This window comes from Burkholderia sp. Ac-20353, from assembly GCF_017104785.1.
Taxonomy (GTDB): Bacteria; Pseudomonadota; Gammaproteobacteria; order Burkholderiales; family Burkholderiaceae; genus Burkholderia.
In genome coordinates this window covers 14,247-33,711 of record NZ_JAAGPL010000023.1, presented here as the reverse complement: position 1 = coordinate 33,711, position 19,465 = coordinate 14,247, and the positions used below count along the sequence as shown (strand labels likewise).

20 protein-coding genes and 2 tRNA genes are annotated in these 19,465 nt (G+C 62.2%); 13 read left to right on the top strand and 9 right to left on the bottom strand.

Annotation, left to right across the window (positions count from 1 at the left end; translation table 11 throughout):
• Positions 1–158 precede the first annotated feature (158 nt).
• Positions 159–1,529 carry a DKNYY domain-containing protein gene (locus G3N94_RS10865; protein WP_205792381.1) on the top strand — a complete coding sequence of 457 codons (1,371 nt, stop codon included), beginning with the start codon at positions 159–161 and terminating at the stop codon, positions 1,527–1,529.
• 219 nt (positions 1,530–1,748) lie between these two features.
• On the opposite strand, the gene G3N94_RS10860 is transcribed toward G3N94_RS10865, so the two are convergent.
• Positions 1,749–1,825 (bottom strand) — tRNA-Pro (locus tag G3N94_RS10860).
• Positions 1,826–1,928: 103 nt separating this feature from the next.
• On the opposite strand from G3N94_RS10860, the gene sixA reads away from it, so the two are divergent.
• Complete coding sequence (gene sixA, locus G3N94_RS10855; protein WP_205792380.1) at positions 1,929–2,390, top strand: phosphohistidine phosphatase SixA; 462 nt, start codon at positions 1,929–1,931, stop codon at positions 2,388–2,390.
• 150 nt (positions 2,391–2,540) lie between these two features.
• Positions 2,541–3,347, top strand: a complete 807-nt coding sequence (locus G3N94_RS10845) for a GNAT family N-acyltransferase (RefSeq protein ID WP_205792379.1) — start codon at positions 2,541–2,543, stop codon at positions 3,345–3,347.
• A 234-nt stretch (positions 3,348–3,581) separates the two neighbouring features.
• On the opposite strand, the gene G3N94_RS10840 is transcribed toward G3N94_RS10845, so the two are convergent.
• The gene (locus G3N94_RS10840) at positions 3,582–3,752 is read right to left on the bottom strand and encodes a hypothetical protein (RefSeq protein WP_205792378.1); all 171 of its coding nucleotides are present in this window, start codon (positions 3,750–3,752) and stop codon (positions 3,582–3,584) included.
• On the opposite strand from G3N94_RS10840, the gene G3N94_RS10835 reads away from it, so the two are divergent.
• A complete protein-coding gene (locus G3N94_RS10835; RefSeq protein ID WP_205792418.1) occupies positions 3,751–4,065 on the top strand; it encodes a hypothetical protein in 315 nt (104 codons plus the stop codon). The genes G3N94_RS10840 and G3N94_RS10835 overlap by 2 nt on opposite strands.
• 50 nt (positions 4,066–4,115) lie before the next feature.
• On the opposite strand, the gene G3N94_RS10830 is transcribed toward G3N94_RS10835, so the two are convergent.
• The 3 genes from G3N94_RS10830 to G3N94_RS10820 all read right to left on the bottom strand — a co-directional run bounded on the left by G3N94_RS10830 (position 4,116) and on the right by G3N94_RS10820 (position 7,542).
• Entirely contained in the window at positions 4,116–5,498 is a 1,383-nt protein-coding gene (locus G3N94_RS10830) for an MATE family efflux transporter (RefSeq protein ID WP_205792377.1), read from the bottom strand.
• Between the two features lie 10 nt (positions 5,499–5,508).
• Positions 5,509–5,832, bottom strand: a complete 324-nt coding sequence (locus tag G3N94_RS10825) for a DUF2288 domain-containing protein (protein ID WP_205792417.1) — start codon at positions 5,830–5,832, stop codon at positions 5,509–5,511.
• A gap of 90 nt (positions 5,833–5,922) precedes the next feature.
• Positions 5,923–7,542, bottom strand: a complete 1,620-nt coding sequence (locus G3N94_RS10820; RefSeq protein ID WP_205792376.1) for an acyl-CoA synthetase — start codon at positions 7,540–7,542, stop codon at positions 5,923–5,925.
• Positions 7,543–7,718: 176 nt separating this feature from the next.
• Here G3N94_RS10820 and G3N94_RS42940 point away from each other — a divergent pair, with 176 nt between their 5' ends.
• A complete protein-coding gene (locus tag G3N94_RS42940; protein ID WP_277398536.1) occupies positions 7,719–7,850 on the top strand; it encodes a hypothetical protein in 132 nt (43 codons plus the stop codon).
• A gap of 82 nt (positions 7,851–7,932) precedes the next feature.
• On the opposite strand, the gene G3N94_RS10815 is transcribed toward G3N94_RS42940, so the two are convergent.
• The gene (locus G3N94_RS10815; RefSeq protein ID WP_205792375.1) at positions 7,933–8,637 is read right to left on the bottom strand and encodes a peptidoglycan DD-metalloendopeptidase family protein; all 705 of its coding nucleotides are present in this window, start codon (positions 8,635–8,637) and stop codon (positions 7,933–7,935) included.
• Positions 8,638–8,781: 144 nt separating this feature from the next.
• Positions 8,782–9,693, bottom strand: a complete 912-nt coding sequence (locus G3N94_RS10810; protein WP_205792374.1) for an aldose epimerase — start codon at positions 9,691–9,693, stop codon at positions 8,782–8,784.
• A 183-nt stretch (positions 9,694–9,876) separates the two neighbouring features.
• Here G3N94_RS10810 and G3N94_RS10805 point away from each other — a divergent pair, with 183 nt between their 5' ends.
• The 4 genes from G3N94_RS10805 (at position 9,877) to G3N94_RS10790 (ending at position 11,819) form a co-directional block, all read left to right on the top strand.
• Positions 9,877–9,984: a UDP pyrophosphate phosphatase gene (locus tag G3N94_RS10805; RefSeq protein WP_205792373.1), complete on the top strand. Its 108-nt coding sequence runs from the start codon at positions 9,877–9,879 to the stop codon at positions 9,982–9,984.
• A 221-nt stretch (positions 9,985–10,205) separates the two neighbouring features.
• On the top strand, positions 10,206–11,036 hold the full coding sequence (locus tag G3N94_RS10800) for an undecaprenyl-diphosphate phosphatase (protein WP_205792372.1): 831 nt from the start codon (positions 10,206–10,208) through the stop codon (positions 11,034–11,036).
• A gap of 143 nt (positions 11,037–11,179) precedes the next feature.
• Positions 11,180–11,256, top strand: a tRNA-Arg gene (locus tag G3N94_RS10795).
• A 245-nt stretch (positions 11,257–11,501) separates the two neighbouring features.
• Entirely contained in the window at positions 11,502–11,819 is a 318-nt protein-coding gene (locus G3N94_RS10790) for a hypothetical protein (RefSeq protein ID WP_241021748.1), read from the top strand.
• A 41-nt stretch (positions 11,820–11,860) separates the two neighbouring features.
• Here the strand turns inward: G3N94_RS10790 and G3N94_RS10785 are convergent, their stop codons facing one another.
• Together G3N94_RS10785 and G3N94_RS10780 are read right to left on the bottom strand one after the other, a co-directional pair.
• Positions 11,861–12,340, bottom strand: coding sequence for a DUF4145 domain-containing protein (locus tag G3N94_RS10785; RefSeq protein WP_205792371.1), 480 nt, complete (start codon positions 12,338–12,340; stop codon positions 11,861–11,863).
• Positions 12,341–13,215: 875 nt separating this feature from the next.
• Positions 13,216–14,259, bottom strand: a complete 1,044-nt coding sequence (locus tag G3N94_RS10780) for an acyltransferase (RefSeq protein WP_205792370.1) — start codon at positions 14,257–14,259, stop codon at positions 13,216–13,218.
• Positions 14,260–14,671: 412 nt separating this feature from the next.
• Here G3N94_RS10780 and G3N94_RS10775 point away from each other — a divergent pair, with 412 nt between their 5' ends.
• Genes G3N94_RS10775 through G3N94_RS10760 form a run of 4 tightly spaced genes read left to right on the top strand, consistent with a single transcriptional unit; the run spans position 14,672 to position 19,454 of the window.
• Positions 14,672–15,922, top strand: coding sequence for an ABC transporter substrate-binding protein (locus tag G3N94_RS10775; protein ID WP_205792369.1), 1,251 nt, complete (start codon positions 14,672–14,674; stop codon positions 15,920–15,922).
• A 13-nt stretch (positions 15,923–15,935) separates the two neighbouring features.
• Entirely contained in the window at positions 15,936–16,802 is an 867-nt protein-coding gene (locus G3N94_RS10770) for a branched-chain amino acid ABC transporter permease (RefSeq protein ID WP_205792368.1), read from the top strand.
• 14 nt (positions 16,803–16,816) lie between these two features.
• Positions 16,817–18,769 carry an ATP-binding cassette domain-containing protein gene (locus G3N94_RS10765; RefSeq protein ID WP_205792367.1) on the top strand — a complete coding sequence of 651 codons (1,953 nt, stop codon included), beginning with the start codon at positions 16,817–16,819 and terminating at the stop codon, positions 18,767–18,769.
• On the top strand, positions 18,753–19,454 hold the full coding sequence (locus G3N94_RS10760) for an ABC transporter ATP-binding protein (protein WP_205792366.1): 702 nt from the start codon (positions 18,753–18,755) through the stop codon (positions 19,452–19,454). The genes G3N94_RS10765 and G3N94_RS10760 overlap by 17 nt, the downstream gene beginning before the upstream one ends.
• The last annotated feature ends 11 nt before the right edge of the window (positions 19,455–19,465 follow it).

Below are 19,465 nucleotides of genomic sequence, written 5' to 3'. Positions count from 1 at the left end.
GTTGATCGCTCACTGGCGAGATCGGAGTAAGACGACTATTCCGTACTTTAGCCTATCAATGCCTATAGCTGGCTCGATCTTGTGAGTTTATTTGTCAGGCAGACTCATCCGCCGACGCAATTCCCTATATCAAACATCCCGGAATCTGGTCAGAACGGATGAAGCCATATCTCTCGCTTGCTCATGAATTGAAACGCTTGAAAGTTCTTTTCCTGGCCCTGTGTGCCATTTCGGGTTTCAGCTCCCAGGCTCACGCGCATACGACTTCAACATGTGAGGAGACCTGGTACGTTCCCGCTCCGGGCCAGGAATTCTCGGGGAAGCGGACGTCGTGGAAGGAAGTCAGGAAAAGCGCGTGCGCGACGCACAACGCGAAAGTGATGGGCGCCCAGCGGCAGACTTGGGACGACTACAACGATGAAGGCTCCGGCGCGCGGCAAGCGGGAACGTTTGCGATTGTGAACGAGAAGGGGTATTTCATACGCAGCGAGGATGTGTATCAAGGTCCATACTGCGGCCGCGGCGATGTAGCCGGTTTCGACGCACAATGCTTTCTTCCGCGGGCAGCACGGCACAACGAAGTGCATCGCTACCGCTACTACTACCAGGTCACGTCCACGCCGAAGTTCGATCTCGTAGCAGGATGCAGTCCTACCTATGCAACGGACGGGCAATCGGTTTTTTATCTGACGAGTGACCATAGCCATGAAGAAGGCAGTGCCGACGACACGCCTTTCAGGGTCGTCGGTGCGGACATCCAATCATTCAAGTGCTTTGTTCCCGAAGGCTCAAAAGACGACAAATGGGCGCTCGACGCGAATCATGTCTTTTTTGACGGGAGGGAAGCAAAGGGAATGTCGACCGCCTATCCGGTTCGGGTTTTCGAAGACCGAATCCTGAATGTCAGCGATCTGGCGATCAACGGCGAAAACGCATTCAGTGTCGACTACACCGACGGCGTGAAGTGGCTGAACAAGGTCGACGGAGAGCTCAAGATTCTGTCAAAGGCCTTTTATGCGGATCGTAAGAATGTCTTCGACCAGAGCTTCAGGAAGATAGATGGACTCAGCCCCGATCAATTTTCCGTCGTGACGCCGGTTTGCCCGATTCCGGGGCAGCCAGACCTGCGGTGCGTTGCGCCCACCGGCCAGAATGACAGCGGGGGATACGGGATTCAGGACGGCATGCTCGTCATCCCTCGTGGATCAATCGAGGGAAGTAAAAAAATCGCCATCAAAGGCCTGAATGCGCGCAACGCTGTCGTTTTTCTTCTTCATGGCACGTTCAGCTCCGTCAGCGGGGTGTCCGCATTCATGCTGTTCAACGACCGTCTGTACAGCATGGATGCGCTCGACAAAGGCCGTGTTGCGAATGGCATGCCGGTTCACGGGCGGTTGAGGAGTCTCCCGGAGTTCAGCGACTGCGTGCTGAATGGCGATCACGGAGCCGGTCTGTGGGGATATGTTCTGGACGATGCAGGCGGTATCGACATGACCGATATGAAGCATGTCGGCCCGTGTACGCATTGACGCGAGACCGGCCGGTATGACTGGCACCGGATTGGCTCAACTGGCCGGCAACCGTACTGGGTTGCCGGCATTTCACGTCGCGGCGCCCGGCTCTGAATGCGCAAAAGCCCGCGCGATGGCGGGCTTTCGGCTGTCCCGGCGCCATGTTTTTACCATGGCACCGGCTAGACTTTCTATTGGGAAGGTTCCACGGCAGTGCCATGGAACCCTTGCATATCGTGGTCGGAGCGATAGGATTCGAACCTACGACCCTCTGATCCCAAATCAGATGCGCTACCAGGCTGCGCTACGCTCCGACGAATCCGAGATTCTACCCTTTAATCCCGCGCTCGGTCAACAGCGCGATGATAATTGCCTGACGCGGCGGATGCAGGCCGGTCACAAACAACGGAGACAATCATGATGAACCTGATCCTGTGGCGCCATGCCGAGGCGGAAGACAATGCGGCGAGCGACCTCGCGCGTCAGTTGACCGTGCGCGGGCGCAAGGACGCGCAGGCGATGGCGAAGTGGCTGCGCAACCGGCTCGAAACCAACAGCGTGATTCTCGCGAGCCCGGCGGCGCGCACCGTTCAGACGGTCGAGGCGCTGACCGACCAGTACCGTACCGTCGACGCGCTCGCGCCCGGCGGGAACGTCGACGACGTGCTGGCCGCGGCCGGCTGGCCGGACGGGATCGCGCCGACGGTCGTGATCGTCGGTCATCAGCCGACACTCGGCAGCGTCGCCGCGCGGCTGATCGCCGACAGCGACGACAGCTGGAGCGTGAAAAAAGGCGCGATCGTGTGGCTCGCGAGCCGCACGCGGGACGGCAGCCGGCAGGCGGTTTTGCGCGCTGCGCTGTCGCCGGATCTGGTCTGATCGGGATTGATCATACGTATCGGCAGGCTTTCTGCTAAAGTCAATTCGGCGACACGTCATTGAACGGACACGGTCGTGCCACATAACGGTCACGGCCGGTTACTACATTGGCGGGCATGTCGTCTTATTCCTTACGACCAGGAAAGCCTAATGCGAGAACTGCCGACGCCTACGCTCCCCTTTGCCTCGCTCCCCCTCGATTCGGGCCGGCGTCACCTGCCGCGCGCCGCTGAAACCGTCACGTCGGAATTCCGTCTGCGCGCTGCGTGGGCGCGCACCGAAGACGAACTGCGCGAGGCCCAGCGCCTGCGCTACAGCGTGTTCGCCGAAGAGATGGGTGCGCAGGTCAGCGGTCCCGCCGGTCTCGACGTGGATCCGTTCGATGCCTATTGCGATCACCTGCTGGTCCGCGATCTCGACACCCTGAAGGTCGTCGGCACGTATCGCGTCCTGCCGCCGCACCAGGCCGCCCGTGTCGGGCGCCTGTACGCGGAAGGCGAGTTCGACCTGTCGCGCCTCACGCATCTGCGCGGCAAGATGGTCGAAGTCGGCCGCTCGTGCGTGCACAGCGACTACCGCAGCGGCGCCGTCATCATGGCGCTCTGGGGCGGCCTCGGCGCGTACATGATGCAGAACGGCTACGAGACGATGCTCGGCTGCGCGAGCGTGTCGATGGCCGATGGCGGCCACTATGCGGCCAACCTGTACCAGTCGCTGCCGGCGAACTCGCTGACCGCGCCCGAGTATCGCGCGTTCCCGCATACGGCGTTGCCGGTCGACGAACTGCAGACCGGCACGGCCGTTGCGCCGCCGCCACTGATCAAGGGCTATCTGCGTCTCGGCGCGAAGATTTGCGGCGCGCCTGCGTGGGATCCGGACTTCAACTGCGCCGATTTCCTGACGCTGTTCCGCCTGTCGGACATCAACGCGCGCTACGCACGGCATTTCCTCGGCTGAGCGTACGCCTGCACGCGATGTGTGCCCGGCGACGGGCGCACATGCGAACGCCGCTGCACGGTGACGAACCGCGCAGCGGCGCTTTTCATTCTGCAGCAGGTGTGAAACCAGACCCCATTAATTCGCGCGATACAGCGCGATCGTCGCGCCGCGAGCGGCACGCCGGAAGGCGACCCGGGTTCGGCACGGGTCGGAGCGGGGAGAGCGGCGCAGCCGGCTTGGTACTTGCGCGGCTTAGTGCTTGCGCCGCCAGTCGAGCAGGTGGTGCTCCGCCATCCAGTGATGGATCATGCCTTCGCCGTCGTGTGAGCGCTTGTATTCGCGCGCCTCGAAGAGCGACAGCGCAATCAGTACCATCAAGCCGATGAACAGGCCAATCAGGCCGGCAATTTCCTCAGACGTCATGGCAGCCTCCTTTTTACGGCACAGCGCCATGGAGTACATAGTAGGACATGAGACGCGCGACTTCGAAACCGGAATTCCGTTAGACTCGGCGCGACCCAAGCGCGCGATGGGCGCGCTGTCCTTTCCGGAGCCCGATTTGATGACCCGCTTCATGCTGGCCGTGCTGGCCGCATCGATCCTTGCCGGCTGCGCCGACGATCCCCGCCAGGCGCGACGCGGCCACCCGCCGCAGGATCCGGCCGATTATCACGGCGTGCCGACCGACATGACGCCGCCGTCGATGCTGACCGCGCCGCCGGCCGCCACGCAGTAAATCGGGCGCTGTAGTCGGGCGCGCAGTCAGGCGGGCGATCAGGTGGCCAATCAGGTGGCGGGCGCCTGCGCGGCTGGTGCGGCGTCGCCGATCTGTGCCGACAGTCCCGGCAGGTAGCGCGCGAGCGTGACGCCGCGCGCAGCCATGAACAGCAGCAGCGCGAGCCAGAGGCCGTGGTTGCCGAGCGTGCCGACAAGCGCATAGGTCGCCGCGACGAACACTGCGAGCGATGCCGCCATCGCGTGCATCAGCGAGCGCGTCTGAGTCGCGCCGATGAACACGCCGTCGAGCAGGAATCCCCACACGGACACGACGGGCGAGATCGCCGCCCACGGCAGGTAGCGCACCGCGACCTCGCGGACCGCGGCCTGGTCGGTCAGCCGTCCGACGATCCAGCCGCCGGCCGCCCAGTACACGACCGCGAACGCCAGCGCGCCGAGCACGGCCCAGAACAGCGTGATGCGCACCGCCTGCCGGAACGCGCTGCGCTCGCGTGCACCGGCGGCTGCGCCGACGAGTGCTTCCGCCGCGTGCGCGAAGCCGTCGAGCCCGTACGCCATGAAAGTCTGGAAGTTCAGCAGCAGCGCGTTCGCGGCGAGCGTCGCGTCGCCCTGTTTCGCGCCGAGGTGCGCGAACCAGCCGAACACGGACAGCAGGCACAGCGTGCGCAGGAAGATGTCGCGATTGAGCGCGATCAGACGCCTGAGCGCCGCGCGGTCGACGAGCATGCGTGCCGCGAGCGGCGGCAGGCCGCGCGGCCGGAGTTCCCACAGCAGCCACGCGCCGAGCGCGAAGCCGCACGCGTCCGCGCAGGCAGTCGCCGCACCGATGCCGGCGATGCCCCAACCGAAGCCGTACACGAACAGCAGCACCGCGCCGATGTTGATCGCGTTGATGAACACCTGCACGATGAGCGCGAGCCGCACGCGCTGCGCGCCGAGCAGATAGCCAAGCACGACGTAATTCGCGAGCGCGAACGGTGCGGCCCAGATCCGTGCGTGGCCGTAGGCGAGCGCGGTGGCACGCACCGCGTCGCTGCCGCCGAGCGCGGCCAGCGTGAACGACAGCAGCGGCGTCTGCAGCGCCAGCACCGCGGCGCCGAGGGCGAACGCGACGACGAGCGCACGCAGGACGCTCAGCCGGATGCCGTCGTCGTCGCGCGCGCCGTGCGCCTGCGCGACGAGGCCGGTCGTGCCCATCCGCAGGAAGCCGAAGCCCCAGAACACGAAATTGAAGAACAGCCCGCCGAGCGCGACCCCGCCGAGATACTGCGCGCCGTCGAGATGGCCGGCGACAGCCGTGTCGACCGCGCCGAGGATCGGCTGGGTCAGGTTCGCGAGGACGATCGGGAACGCAAGCGCGAGGACACGCCGGTGCGAGGCAGCGGCCGGCCGGGCAGCGGCGGCGGCGTCGAATAACGCGGAATCGGACATGGCGGCCGCGTCAGCCGCGTTCCTGCACGCAGACCCACGGCGATACGACGACCGCCCACAGTTCCGGATTGCGTGCCGCGTAGTCCTGCGCGGTGTCGGCCGGCATGCGGGCGACGTGGCCGGCGGCGAGCCAGCGGGTGACCTGCTCCTTGTCGTCGCTGGCGATCGCCTCGGCGACGCTCACGAGGTCGAGATCGCGCGCGACCGAAAGCAGCTTGCCTTGCGCAAAGAAGCGCTCGAGATCGCACCAGTCGATCTTTGCGGTTTCACCGAGGAGTTTGGCGTAAAGCGGGCTGTGCGACGCGCCCGCGGCGGATTCGTGGTCGGAGGACATCATGTTCGAGTAGTGACGGCAACTGAGCGCCACTATAAACCATCCGGCCTTGCCGGCCGTGCGCCAACTAATGTGCCGCTTATGCGCTGCTTATGCGTCGCGCAGCGCGCGCCGCACGATCTTGCCGGTCGCCGTCATCGGCAGGCTGTCGACGAACGCGATCGCGCGCGGATATTCATGCGCGGCGAGGCGCGTCTTCACGTGGGCCTGCAGCGCCTGCACGAGCGCATCGTCGCCCGCGTAGCCGGGATTCAGCACGACGAACGCCTTGACGATCTCGGTGCGCGTTGCGTCGGGCACGCCGACGACGGCAGCCATCCGCACCGCGGGATGCGTGAGCAGGCAGTCCTCGATCGGGCCGGGGCCGATCCGGTAGCCCGCGCTCGTGATCACGTCGTCGTCGCGGCCGACGAAGCGCACGAAGCCGTCGGCGTCGAGCACGCCCGTGTCGCCCGTCAGCAGGTAGTCGCCGGCGAACTTGTCGCGAGTTGCGTCGGGATTGCGCCAGTATTCGATGAACATCACCGGGTCGGGGGCGCGCACCGCGATGCGGCCTTCGACGCCCGGCGGCAGCGGCGTGCCCTGCGCATCGACGATCGCGACCTCGTGGCCGGGCACGGCCTTGCCGATCGCACCCGGCCGAGGGGCGAACAGCGCCGCGCACGACGACAGCACCATGTTGCACTCGGTCTGCCCGTAGAACTCGTTGATCGTCACGCCGAGCGCGTCGCGCCCCCAGGCCGTCAGTTCGCTGCCGAGCGATTCGCCGCCGCTCGCGACCGATTTCAGCGCCAGCGTGAAGCGTTCGCGCGGCCGCGGCACGGCGCGCATCAGCTTCAGCGCGGTGGGCGGCAGGAACGTGTGCGTGACGCCGTGGCGCGCCATCAGGTCGAATGCCGCTTCGCCGTCGAATTTCTCGAAACGTCGCGCGAGCACCGGCACGCCGTGATGCCACGACGGCAGCAGCACGTCGAGCAGGCCGCCGATCCATGCCCAGTCTGCCGGTGTCCAGAACAGGCGTGCGTCGCGCGGGAAGCATTGCTGCGACATCTCGACGCCCGGCAGGTGGCCAGGCAGCACGCGGTGCGCATGCAGCGCGCCCTTCGGCTTGCCTGTCGTGCCCGACGTGTAGATGATCAGCGCCGGATCGTCGGCCGCCGTGTCGGCAGCGGTGAAGTCGGGGGATTCGGCGGCGAGCGCCGCGGCGTAGCGCAGCACGCGTGGAGCATCGGGCGCGTCGTCGCCGATGCAGTAAACCGTCTGCAACGCGGGTAGCTGTGCGCGCAGCGGCGCGATCTTCGCGTAGCCGGCCGCGTCGGTGACGAGCGCCGCCGCTTCGCTGTTCGCGAGCCGGTATTCGAGCGCGTCGGTGCCGAACAGCGTGAAGAGGGGCACCGCGATCGCGCCGAGCTTGTATGCGGCGAGATGCGCGACGGCGGTTTCCGGACCCTGCGCGAGGAAGATGCCGATCCGGTCGCCGCGACGCAGGCCGGCGCGCGTGAAGCTGTTCGCGAGCCGGTTAGAGGCATTCCTCAGGTCGTCGAAGGTCAGTCGCGTGACGTCGCCTTGCGCCGTTTCGTGGATCAGCGCGAGCCGTCCGCTGCCGTCGGCCCACTTGTCGCACGTGTCGACGGCGATGTTGTAGCGCGCCGGAACGGCCCATCTGAAGCGGGAGAGCAACTCATCGTAACGATCGGCGGCAGGCAGCATCGGGTGTCTCCGGAGGGCGGCGGCGCGATGGCCGGATCGCGCTTACACAGATTCTTCATGCGACTGGAATCACACTGTAAGCAATCTTAGGGAATATTCCGACTCGTGTGCGAAGGCCGCTTCAGTGCACGATTTGAAAATGACGCATAAGATCATGTCAAATATCTGAAATGACCATGGATTTGCTTCTGATAGCTGCGGGGTTCAGCCTGATCGGGATCGGTGCGCTGGTCGCATTTGCGCGTCACGTCGATCCGTTATCCGGTCGTTTGAGCGGACGGTTGACCGGCCGTCTGCGCAAGCGCTGATTGACTTCCCATTGACCACATTCGCGACGCGGCATGCGGTGCATCGCGGCACCGCATGCCGTGTGTCGCCGCGCGCTCGCGCTCAGCGGGCTGGCAGGTAGCGCGACGGATCGATCGAACGTCCGCCGTAGCGCAGCTCGAAATGCAGCGCGACGCGGTCGCTGTCGGTGTTGCCCATCTCGGCGATCGTCTGCCCCTGCGTGACCTGCTGGCCTTCCTTCACGACGAGCGCGCGATTATGCGCATACGCGGTCAGGTAGTCGGCGTTGTGCTTGAGGATGATCAGGTTGCCGTAGCCGCGCAGCCCGTTGCCCGCGTAGACGACGACGCCCGGCGCCGCGGCGATCACCGGCGTGCCGGCGCTGTTCGCGATGTCGATGCCCTTGGATTTCGCGCCGTCGAAGGTGCGGACCACGCTGCCGGGCGCCGGCCAGATCAGTGCAATGCTGGTCGCCGGCTTCACAGCCGACTCGGCTGGAGCGGCAGGTGTGGCAGGCGCCGGGCGGCTGCGACCGGCGCTACCGGTGCCGATGCTCGACGACGTCGTCGTCGTGCCCGGCGGCGGTTCGACGCGCAGCACCTGGCCGACTTCGATCGCATCGGGGTTCGTGATCTGGTTCCAGCGCACGATGTTCTGCACCGACTGGCGGTTCGAGCGTGCGATTTTGGAGAGCGTGTCGCCGCGCTCGACTCGGTAAAACCCGGGGCCGACGGGTGCGGCGCCGCACGCGGCGAGCAGGGCGGCGACCGATGCCACGATGAATCGCTTCGTTGTTGTTCCGAACATTGAACCTCGCAAAACCCCGCCGCGCGTCGCGCGGCAGGTGACACAAAACGTCCGATTTTAACGGGTTCGACCCGCGAGTCGCAGATTGGCGCCGTCGCGGGCCTGTCCGGTGGGGATGCGTCAGCCTTGTATTCAGCCTTGCAGTCAGTCTGCGAGCGGGCTGACGCGGATGCGCAATGCCGCCGTTTCGGTGGCGCCCGGCGCCAGCATCCGCAGCCCGAGGCCGTTGTGGATCGCGTCCGGCAGGCCGAGCCACGGCTCGACGCAATAGAAGTCGGATTCCGGCTTTTCCGTCCACGTCGTGACCGCATACCAAGGGATCGAACCCGGCACGTCAAGCGCGATCTCGATCGTGCGGCGCCGGCCCGGCATCACGATCCGCACCGGTGCGGACGACGCGCCGTCGAGGCAGTGGAAGCGATCGTGGATACACGCTTCGTCGAGCGTGTAGCGCGGCGCGCCGGGCTCCGGCGTACTGATCGTGCCGTCGGCCAGCTGTTCGCGCCGATGCGTCGGCGGCAGTTCGAGCGTCGTCTGCGCGCGTTCCGTGTGCGGCAGCGCGAAATAGAAGTGGTGGCCGGCGTAGTAGGGCAGCGGCGTGTCGCCGCGATTGGTCGTGGTCAGCGCGACGTCGAGCGTGTGTGCGTCGGCGAGCCGATAGCTCGCTTCGAAGCGGAAATCGAACGGGTAGCCGGCGTGCGGTGCGTCGCTCGCATCGAGCGTCATCGCGAGTGCGGCGCCGTCGGCCGATGGCTGGGCCGCGAACGGCAGGTCGCGCGCAAAGCCGTGCATCGGCAGGTCGCGGACCACGCCCGCCGCGTCGCGCCAGCGGCCGATTTCGCCGTCGACGCGATGACGGCCGAGAAACGGGAACAGCAGCGGATTGCCGCCGCGCACGCGCGCGAGCTGGGTCCAGTCTGCCGTGTCCGGCCAGAAGATGACGGGTTCGCCGTCGATGTCCCACGACAGCAGGCGCCCGCCGCATTGCGGGGCGATCCGGACGAGCGACGGGCCGGCGTGGAGTTCGTGAATCTCGTGTTGCTGGAAGATCGGCATGGCGAATCGGGAATGGGCGGGTGAGCGGAGTGTCGCCGGCGCGGGGCGCTGGTGGCGCCGGTTGCGTGACGAGCCCTATTATCGGGCGCGGATCGGTCGGGGAAAACCCTTCTCGGGAAATTGCGAGTTTTGGCAAGGGTCGAGCGTCGGGATAATGCATTAAACCGGTCGTGTTGCCGGGTCATGACACTTCGAGGAGCGGACATGGATCTGGCAATGGCAATGGGACTCGCACTGTTTGGGATGTTCACCGGCAGCACGGTGCTGTTTTTCTACCAGCTCGGCCGCTGACGGCAAAAGCTACCGAATCTGCAAGGCCCGCCATGCAAATGGCGGGCTTTTTGCTTTCTTTCACCTTACATATTGCAAGCGTTTGTGTGCATTGCGGCAATATGCTGTCAAATGCCTTGGCTCGGTAATGTGGGCTGGGCATAATCGGGGCGCGCTTGCCGGCGGCGCACCGCGTCGTCCGGATCCCTTCCTGTTTTTATCTCTGTTTAGAGGACCGACGCGTGAGTCTCTGGTTTCTGTTTTTCCTGAGCGTCCTGCAGGGCGTGACCGAACTCTTCCCCGTCAGCAGTCTCGGCCATACGTTGCTCGTGCCCGGGCTGTTCGGCATGCATATCGACAAGCACGCACCGCAGTTGCTGCCGTTTCTCGTCGCACTTCACCTCGGCACCGCGTTTGCGCTGTTGTGGTACTTCCGTGCGCGCTGGATCGCGCTGATCGGCGGTTTCTTCGCGTCGCTCGGCGGCCGCAAGAACGACGACGGGCACCTGATGTGGGCGCTCATCATCGGCACGATTCCGACGGGGCTCGTCGGTCTGCTGCTCGAGAAGCGCATCGAGCACGTGTTTCATGATCTGCGCATCGTCGCGTTCGCGCTGATCGTCAACGGCTTGCTGCTGTGGGTTGGCGATCGCATCCAGCGCAGCCGTGCGCACCAGGCGCCCGAGAAGCTGACGTTCAAGCAGGCGTTTTTCGTGGGGCTTGCGCAGATCGGCGCGCTGATTCCCGGTTTCTCGCGCAGCGGCCTGACGATGATCGCCGGCAATGCGGCGGGGCTGACCGCGGAAAAGGCGGCGGAATTCTCGTTCCTGCTCGGCACGCCGATCATCTTCGCGGCGGGGGTGCTCGAGCTGCCGAAGCTGTTTCATGCACCGGACCAGCTCGCCGACGCGCTGCTCGGCGGCGTGCTGACCGCGATCGCGGCCTATCTGAGCGTGCGTTTCCTGATGCGCTATTTCGAAGGGCGCGGCCGGCTTGCGTCGTTCGGGCTGTATTGCGCGGTCGCGGGGGTGTTCTTCCTGGGCTGGTTCATGATGCATCCGCAGCCGGTGTGATGGCCGGTGCGCCGATTCCGGATGATTCGGCGCCGTGATCGGGTATAATTTTGGGCTCGGTTCACACCGGGCCCGTTTTGTTTGTGCTTGCTTCGTCTGCTTGCAATATGGCCCGCGTCGGGGCCGTGTCTTCTTTTCCGCGACCGCCCTTAGCTCAGTTGGATAGAGCAACGGCCTTCTAAGCCGTAGGTCACACGTTCGAATCGTGTAGGGCGGGCCAGAATTCTTCGCTTGTTCAAGCACTTACAATCTCGCTTGCACCGCTTGATTAGGATCGAATGCACTCTCACTGTGGCGAGAGTGTGGCGAGATTTTACTTCGCCCGGGCGCGTCCCGCGCAAACTGCCGGGTGCTGCAATGCGCCGTCGCTTGCGCCCGTGCGGGCCGAATCTGATGCCCGCTGTCCTAGCCACGTCTATACTTGATCAGCAGTTAACCGTCTTATCAATCCGATCGAGGGCCGCAATGAGCTACTACGGTATTTCGATGATTAAGCTCGACGCGGCGGTGGGTGAAGTGGCCGAGGCGAAGTTGCATCAGTTCAGCAAGGACAAGGACGGAAACATCGGATTGGATGGGGGCAAGGTGATGGCCTATCACGATGTTGCCAATCTGATCGTAGGCGGTGACACCGTGTACGTCATCGTAGAGGGCGTCGATCCCGGCTCGTACCGCCACACCGATAAGGTTCGAGTGAAGCCGGGACAGCACGAGTATCTGGAGAGCTTCGGGGACGACGGTGCTGCGACCGCCGCATTGATGGCGCTCCCGATCTATCTGTAGCCGGCCCAAACTCTGTGCTTGTTTGCGGGCACTGCAGAGAGCTACGCCGGCTTCGTGTCCCTTTTCTCGATCCCGTTTCGCGCACCCTTGGGCAGCGCCCCGAACAGTTCGGCGATCTTCTTCGGCTGTGTGATCTGCTGCTCCACGATAATGTTGATCAGACCGAACAGTTGGTTGACCGTGGCCTCCACGTCCGCCTGATCCATCTTCCCGGCGTGGACTGCATTGTTCCCGATCACACGCACACTATCGAGCGCCTGCTGTACCTGAACGGGCAGACCCTTCTTCACGAGGTCGCCGATCATCGTGTTGATGTTGTCGCCTTCCGCACCGAGTTCCTTTACTAGTTTCTCGATCACAAGGCGCAGCAATGCCGCAGCACCACGAGGAGAAGCCTTCGAGATTGATCGGGCTTCCTCGAAGTCCGCTTGGAGGTCGGGGTAAAGGTCGGGGTGCGCTCTCGGAGCGGTGACGTTGGCAGGCCACATCATGTAGCCGATCTTGAGGCCAGCGGCGCGCACGTCCTCCAGCCACCAACTAGGCTCCCCACACGCCCTGCATACCGCGCTGTAGACCGGAAGGAGGGTGCTCGGTCCTAATTGCGCCTGATTCCATCTCATCTCTGCGTACGCGCCGCACCTGGGGCAGGTGAATGCTCTGACTCGAAGTGCCGGTACAGCTTGCCCTTTCCATACGCGCTGCTCCTTGTTAGTGGATGAGCGAGTTTATCCCCGCCACAAAAATGGCCTAGACTTCTGCGCGGCCTTACGCCGCCCGCTCGCGCCCGTGCGCCCCGTGTACGGAGCCGCATGCGTGCTCTGGAAGGTGTGGGTTCGGGACAGGAGAACTTGACTCCCTCCGAGACCCAACCAGTAAGGCTCTGGCGCTGATCCATGTACCGTATGGATACGGGTTGTGGGGCACTCGACCGTGAAGACGATCCGGCCTACCACCTGCAAGCTGTGCAGGTTATGTGGCTTGTTTCCAGACGCCTGTGCGGAGTCTGCGCTCTACCTCCGCCTTGATCCTACGTGGCAAGTCGGCGGTCATGGGCACCTTTCCCTCATAGCCACAATTCTCGCAATTGATCCGCCATACATTTTCATTTGGCTCCGCGTATTTGAAATCTGCGCCATTGAACTGATGGTCACACTCTGGACAGAACATCCGTGGCGGATACTGGACAGCGCCATTCGCAGAGAAGGTCCATCGCCAGCGAAGGCCAAAAATAATGTCGCTTCGATACCTTAGTATTCTCGTGCCGACAGGATGATGTGAATTGGCCGAATCAAGGGGCCATCGATTCGGCTGACTCACGCTACATCGCTTACTTCAATTCATTAGATACCGTAAGCCAAATGAGTGTGCCCGCTCCAGCTTGAGTGAGCGAGCTTTCTTAAGACATTGATGTGGCGCGTTCCGATGTTCGGTTTTTTCTCAGAAGTCGCCCAGTGAATCTCAGGTGTATCTTGTGCTCTAGCCAACCATACGCACATCCGACGGATGCCGCACAGGCAAGCAGCAGGCACCAGGTCGCAGCGAATCCGAGTTGCTCCGCATAGGGTTTCAATTGGCTCTCCACAGCGACAATCACCGCGATATGGATGAGGTAACACCCGTATGAGTAGTCTCCCAGCCTGGACAATATCGTTCCAAACGAAGCTCTTAGGGATGCAATCAGAACGAGGCTGTAAGAAGCGGCTGTCGAAACATAGTATGCGACAGGGAAAGTAAATTTTATGCCGAAGATTATAACCCATACGGAAATTGACCCCATGACTAGCAGGTATGGATCTAGACTTTTGAATTGAGATGGATCGCTGCTGGAAATAAAAAGGCCGAAGACAAAAAATGCAGAGTACGAAGATAGCAAAATCCATTTCCCGGGCTGTGCAACAAATAGCCAATCCTGCATTGCGGATTCATCCGGATTATGGTGATAGATGTTGAATGCGGCGATCGCCAAAAGCCACGCGACACAAAATAATTGTGCGCCCCTTTTGCTTGCGTTGCATAGGATCAAGATGTAGATAATGGAATAGAACGCCATTTCGTAGCATAGCGTCCAATATGGAATGCGATATGTGGTGTTTAGTTCCGATGTTGGAAGCAATAATGCTGATTTTAGGTCAAAAACCCATCCGGATCCGGGGCGCATGAAGATGAGGGCGCTAATCGCGATGGCTATCCAGTACGGTGGGTATATTCTGGTAATCCGGTTCCACAGGAATGCCTTGCCCTGATGCATGCATAGGCCCATGACGTATCCTGAAATCACAAAGAAAATTCCAACCCCTATCTGACCAAGATCAATAGGAAGATAAGACTTGTAATTGAGTCCGTTGGCATCACAAGCGAAATACGTGACGTGCTGCAGCACGACCAGGGCGCATGCGAGTGCCCTAAGTGCTTGAATGCCGGTATTTTTGTTGCCTGACACGACGACTCCTGAAAATTTCTTTTGCCACGGATTCTACCGTAGAGGGCCGCTACCTATAGGTCGCAGCGAGCCGTCATAATAGGTCGCGAACAGCGAGCAGCGCCTCCCGAATCCGTTTCTCGCGAGAGTCTAGTATTGACCCGAGTGTCCGCTCCCTTTCATTGACACGATTGACGCGGACCCACTAGACTCAGCACACATCTCCTACATGTCGCCTTCGGGTGATCGTAGAGATTGTCGACACAACTTTGTGTTCGAATTTCCTTCCTGAGGCAATGACGCCCTTCATCTACCCGGACACCGGGAGAGAGGGCGTTTTTGTTTGCTCCCTCGTCTTCGCCTCCCGTTCGTCCATCGCACTGCGCGGTACAACCGCCGCGCATCGCGACAGTCCGTCATGCGGGAGTTCGAGATGTTTCATGTCCTTTTGTTGTGGAGACTGCGTCGTGCAGTTTCCTCATGCATGTGCGCGGTGCTGGCACTTCTAGCCATGGGTGCAGCGCTGCCAGCCCGGGCGGAAGAACCTGTCCGCATCGGCGCGATCTTCGACCTGACCGGTAGCCTGAATATCTACGGCATCCAGCAGAGTCGCGCGCTCAAGCTCGCAATCGATGATGTCAATCGACGCGGTGGCGTGCTAGGCCGCCAGATCAAGGTCATCGAGGCCGATGCCCAATCGGAGCAGAGCAAGTACACCCAGTACGCCAACACTCTGATCATGCGGGATCAGGTCGTCGCGCTGTTCGCCGGGCTGACAAGCGCTGCAAGAGAGGCCATCCGACCCGTGGTGCGAGCGAAGCGCGTTCCTTACTTCTATACGTCGCTGTACGAAGGGGGCGCTTGCGATCGCTACACGTTCGTCACGGGGCCAACCGCTTCGCAGCAACTCGGCGTGCTGGTCAAATGGGCGGTCTCGCACTATGGCAAGCGCATCTACGTGATGGCGCCGGACTACAACTTCGGCACGATTTCCGCGCAATGGGTGAACCGTTTTGCAAGCCAGAACGGAGCAACCATGGTGGGCGTCGACTTTCTTCCACTCACGCTTAGCGACTTCGCGCCAACCCTGCAGAAGATTCAAGCAGCGAGGCCGCATTTTGTCGTCGCGCTCCCGGTTGGCGCAAACCAGACTGGTTTTGTCGAGCAGTTTGCGGCGGCTGGTCTCAAGCGCTCGATCCCGCTCGTGTCGACAAACTACGGTTCCGGCAATCAGCAGGTTGTCGTTTCGCCGGATGCAAGTTCCGGCGTAGTTTCGGCGCTTGAGTACTTCGACGCTTTTGATTCGCCAGAGAACGCCGAATTCAAATCCCGGTGGGTTCGTGCGTACGGCGCGTCGGAGCCGATCCTGGGTGTCGCAGTCAATACCTGGAATGCCGTTCATCTGTGGGCGGCCGCCGTGTCCCGTGCCGGTAGCGTCGACTCGAACAAGACTGTCGCCGCGCTTGAATCGGGACTGTCGTTTCGTGGTCCGAACGGTCTCCTCAGCCTCGAGCCCGGCTCGCACCACGTACGCCAGAACATCTATATCGTGCGCGCCAACGTGAAGCGCGGTTTCGATCTGGTGGAATCCCACGCTGCAGTACCGCCCGCGTACGAGAACGAGACGTGCGACCTCATCCACCGGCCAACTTCGGCGACGCAATATACGCCGACGCGCAACTGACCCTGGAGGAGCAATGCATCTCGATTATCTGTTGCAGACCATGCTGTTGTCGCTATCAAGCACGTCAATTCTGCTGATAGCGACCGTGGGCCTGGCGATCGTGTTTGGCCTCATGGGGGTGATCAACCTCGCTCACGGCGAGTTCATCATGCTGGGCGCCTACACCGCGCTCGGCGCCGCGCGCGCCGGCATTCCGTTTCCTGTTGCGGTCGTGCTCGCGAGCGTCGTCACGGCGGCGTTCGGTGCACTGGTGGAATGGCTGATCATCCGGCGACTGTACGGACGCCTGTTCGATACGATGCTCGCGACCTGGGGGCTGAGCCTGGTGCTATACCAGGGCGCTGTCATCTGCTTCGGCACCGTGACTCCGGGAATAGCGATTCCAACGCGCTTTTTTCAAATCGGTGAGTACACGATCTCGGCCTATTCGTTGTCGATGATTGGCATAGCAGCCCTCGTATTCGGGGCACTCTATCTTCTGTTCACGCGTACCGGGTACGGCGTCGCTGCGCGAGCGGCAATCCTGGATCCGGAGATCGCATGCGCGATGGGGCTGCAAGCCGGTCGAGTGAACAACTTGACGTTCGCGCTTGGCGCGGGATCCGCTGGGTTCGCTGGTGCGGTGTTGCTCCCGATCGTGCCGGCGACACCGGGTATGGGTTTCGCCTTTGTCATCAAGGCGTTTCTCGCAGTCGTCGCCGCGGGGCCGGTCACCCTTGCGGGTACGGTTCTGACTGGAGGCGTGCTTGGCGCCGTAGCTAGCGCGAGCGCAGCCTTCTGGTCGAGCGTCGCAGGGGACATCCTGTTCTTCACGGCAACCATCGCGTTGCTTATCGCCTTTCCGCGTGGTGTATCGGCCGGATGGCGCATCAGACTATAAGAACCCAAGCCACCATGAAACCTCTGACTCATTTGAATGGCATTGTGGCGCCAACGCCACCTGGCGTGCCAAAGCGTTCGCAAGCCATGCGGCACCTGCTGCTGTTCGCAGGTCTGGTGCTGCTGCTTGCGATCGGCTCATCGAACGTCGATCCCTACCTGTGCTATGTCGCCACGTCATGGTTAATCTTCGGGATTGCCGGGCTCAGCCTCGATCTCGTCTGGGGACGTGGCGGGTTCCTCAGCTTGTGCCAGAGCGCACTGTATGGAATCGGTGGTTATGTCGGCAGTGTCGTAGCAATCAACTTCTCGCCGCTGACCGGAAATACCCTGCTGTGGACGCTGCCGTTCGGCGTGCTGGCCGGCTCGCTTGTCGCCGGCGTGCTCGGTGTGGCGATCTTCTACGGTCGCATGGGTCCGCTACAAGGCACGATCCTGACGTATGCATGCACGCTATTGCTGTGGACGGGCTCGGTATCGCTGAATGCGCAGGTCGGGCTTGCAACGATTGGTGGCGACAACGGCCTCTCCAGCATTCCCGGCATCGTCGTGGGATTCGGGGAGGATGCGCAGACCATTGGGCCGCGCGCAGCCTTCATCTGTGTGCTTGCAATCGCATGTGCAATTGTCGCCAGCGTTTCCTGGCTGATGCGATCCCCGTTCGGCCGGGTCATCGACTGCATTCGCCTGAATGCCGACAAGACCGAGTTGCTCGGTTATGACGTAAGGCGCTACCAGACAGGGCTCTTCGTGCTGTCCGGGGGAATCGCAGGTCTTGCCGGCGCCTTGTATGGCGCATGGGCTAACTACCTGAGTCCTTCGATCTTCAGTGCACAGGAGGCACTGATGATTCCGATCTACGTTCTTGTCGGCGGACTAGGCACGCTGGTGGGCCCGTTCCTCGGCGCAGCACTTGTCGGTGGCCTTTCGTTCTGGCTCGGCGGTGGCGTGATCGGCGGGCAAACGACCCTGGTGATGGGCATCTGCCTGATCCTGCTGGTGCTATTCGTGCGCAGGGGACTACTCGGCACCCTGATTGACCGCTTCCGCTCGTCGATCGGAGCCCGCGCAACTGCACTTGCTTCGGCGTCGGCCAATCACCGGGAAAACGAACAGGGATGCGGTTCCTTGCAACCCACCATGCAGGACGCTGGCATTTCGCCTTTTGACAACGTGGCCTCGAAACCGAGACTCGATCTTTCGCTTTTGCGCGAAATGCGTGCATCGTCTACCGGCACTGTCCCTTCGCTGCGCACGGATCGTATCGTCAAGGCCTTTGGCGGAGTGGTACCGGTGCGAGATGTCAGTCTCGAGTTTGCGCCAGGTCGCGTTCGGTGCCTGATCGGACCGAACGGTGCCGGCAAGAGCTCACTGCTTCGCTGTTGTACCGGTGTCTACACGATCGATAGCGGCAACATTGATCTGAATGGCCGGAACGTCTCGCGCGCAAAGCCGTTTCAGCGTGTCCAGGCGGGGCTCGGCATCAAGATGCAGGTCGCCCAGGTATTCGACACGATGAGTGTTCGCGACAACCTATGGATAGCCGCGTACGCGGTGGCACGCGACGTGGCAATCGCGTCCCGCCGCGCAGACGACATGCTGAAGGTCTTGGGCATGAGCCATATTGGTGAGCGGCTCGGCGGGGAACTTTCGCACGGTGAGCAGCAGTGGCTCGATATTGGAATGGTCCTGTCGGCGACGCCGAACGTCATCCTGCTCGACGAGCCCGCAGCAGGGATGACCGGCGCCGAACGCCGGGAACTCTGTTCGCTGATTCGCTTTCTCGCATCTGACGCTGCAGTCATCGTTGTCGAGCACGACATGGAATTCGTACGCGAACTCGACGCACACGTTAGCGTCCTGCATCGAGGTGAAGTCTACGCGGAAGGGGACATCCAGACCCTGCGCGCCGACGAGCGCATTCTCGACATCTACTTGGGGAGACGCAAGCATGTTTTCAATATCTGATGCGAGCGGTGGCTATCACAGTACGCGCATCCTCAATCAGGTGTCGCTATCAGTCCGTGCAAGGGAAATTGTCGGTTTGCTTGGACGCAATGGCGTTGGTAAGACGACGCTGATGCAGTACGCGATGGGCTTGCTTAACGAACAAATCGCAGGGGAAGTGCGGCTTCATGACAAATGCCTCCCGCGTTCGCCATCGCATCGCGCACGGGCCGGGCTCGGTTACGTCCCGCAGGGTCGTCGGGTGTTCGCACGGCTTTCGGTGACAGAAAACATCGCGGTCGCGGCCTACGCTTGTGGCTACCCGCGCGCCGCGGCAGTCGCAGCGTTCTTCGATACGTTTCCGATGCTACGCGATCACGCCCACGCGTTGGCCGGAACATTGAGTGGTGGACAGCAGCAGATTCTCGCAATCGGCCGTGCGCTCGCTACGCGCCCATCAGTGTTGCTGCTCGATGAACCGACAGAAGGCGTGCAGCCGTCGATCGTGGACGACATTGCCGGAATCCTCGCCAGGCTGAATCGCGAAACCGGGCTCGCCATGCTCATTGCCGAACAAGATCTCGACTTCTGTCTGTCGATCGCATCCCGCGCGTATGTGATGGACCGCGGCACCGTTGTACGGGAGTGCGAACGACACACATTGCTTAACGACAAGACCCTGCTGCACGAGTTGCTGGCAGTGTGACTGACCATGAT

Excerpts from the sequence above, each read along its gene's own strand:
- G3N94_RS10865 (WP_205792381.1), top strand. The coding sequence starts at position 159 with ATGAAGCCATATCTCTCGCTTGCTCATGAATTGAAACGCTTGAAAGTT.
- G3N94_RS10830 (WP_205792377.1), bottom strand. The coding sequence starts at position 5,498 with ATGTCCGATTCCGCGTTATTCGACGCCGCCGCCGCTGCCCGGCCGGCC.
- G3N94_RS10805 (WP_205792373.1), top strand. The coding sequence starts at position 9,877 with ATGACACTTCGAGGAGCGGACATGGATCTGGCAATGGCAATGGGACTC.
- G3N94_RS10845 (WP_205792379.1), top strand. The coding sequence starts at position 2,541 with ATGCGAGAACTGCCGACGCCTACGCTCCCCTTTGCCTCGCTCCCCCTC.
- G3N94_RS10835 (WP_205792418.1), top strand. The coding sequence starts at position 3,751 with ATGGCAGCCTCCTTTTTACGGCACAGCGCCATGGAGTACATAGTAGGA.
- G3N94_RS10765 (WP_205792367.1), top strand. The coding sequence starts at position 16,817 with ATGAAACCTCTGACTCATTTGAATGGCATTGTGGCGCCAACGCCACCT.
- G3N94_RS10825 (WP_205792417.1), bottom strand. The coding sequence starts at position 5,832 with ATGTCCTCCGACCACGAATCCGCCGCGGGCGCGTCGCACAGCCCGCTT.
- G3N94_RS10815 (WP_205792375.1), bottom strand. The coding sequence starts at position 8,637 with ATGTTCGGAACAACAACGAAGCGATTCATCGTGGCATCGGTCGCCGCC.
- G3N94_RS10770 (WP_205792368.1), top strand. The coding sequence starts at position 15,936 with ATGCATCTCGATTATCTGTTGCAGACCATGCTGTTGTCGCTATCAAGC.
- G3N94_RS10790 (WP_241021748.1), top strand. The coding sequence starts at position 11,502 with ATGAGCTACTACGGTATTTCGATGATTAAGCTCGACGCGGCGGTGGGT.
- G3N94_RS10775 (WP_205792369.1), top strand. The coding sequence starts at position 14,672 with ATGTTTCATGTCCTTTTGTTGTGGAGACTGCGTCGTGCAGTTTCCTCA.
- G3N94_RS10820 (WP_205792376.1), bottom strand. The coding sequence starts at position 7,542 with ATGCTGCCTGCCGCCGATCGTTACGATGAGTTGCTCTCCCGCTTCAGA.
- G3N94_RS10760 (WP_205792366.1), top strand. The coding sequence starts at position 18,753 with ATGTTTTCAATATCTGATGCGAGCGGTGGCTATCACAGTACGCGCATC.
- sixA (WP_205792380.1), top strand. The coding sequence starts at position 1,929 with ATGATGAACCTGATCCTGTGGCGCCATGCCGAGGCGGAAGACAATGCG.
- G3N94_RS10810 (WP_205792374.1), bottom strand. The coding sequence starts at position 9,693 with ATGCCGATCTTCCAGCAACACGAGATTCACGAACTCCACGCCGGCCCG.
- G3N94_RS42940 (WP_277398536.1), top strand. The coding sequence starts at position 7,719 with ATGGATTTGCTTCTGATAGCTGCGGGGTTCAGCCTGATCGGGATCGGT.
- G3N94_RS10840 (WP_205792378.1), bottom strand. The coding sequence starts at position 3,752 with ATGACGTCTGAGGAAATTGCCGGCCTGATTGGCCTGTTCATCGGCTTG.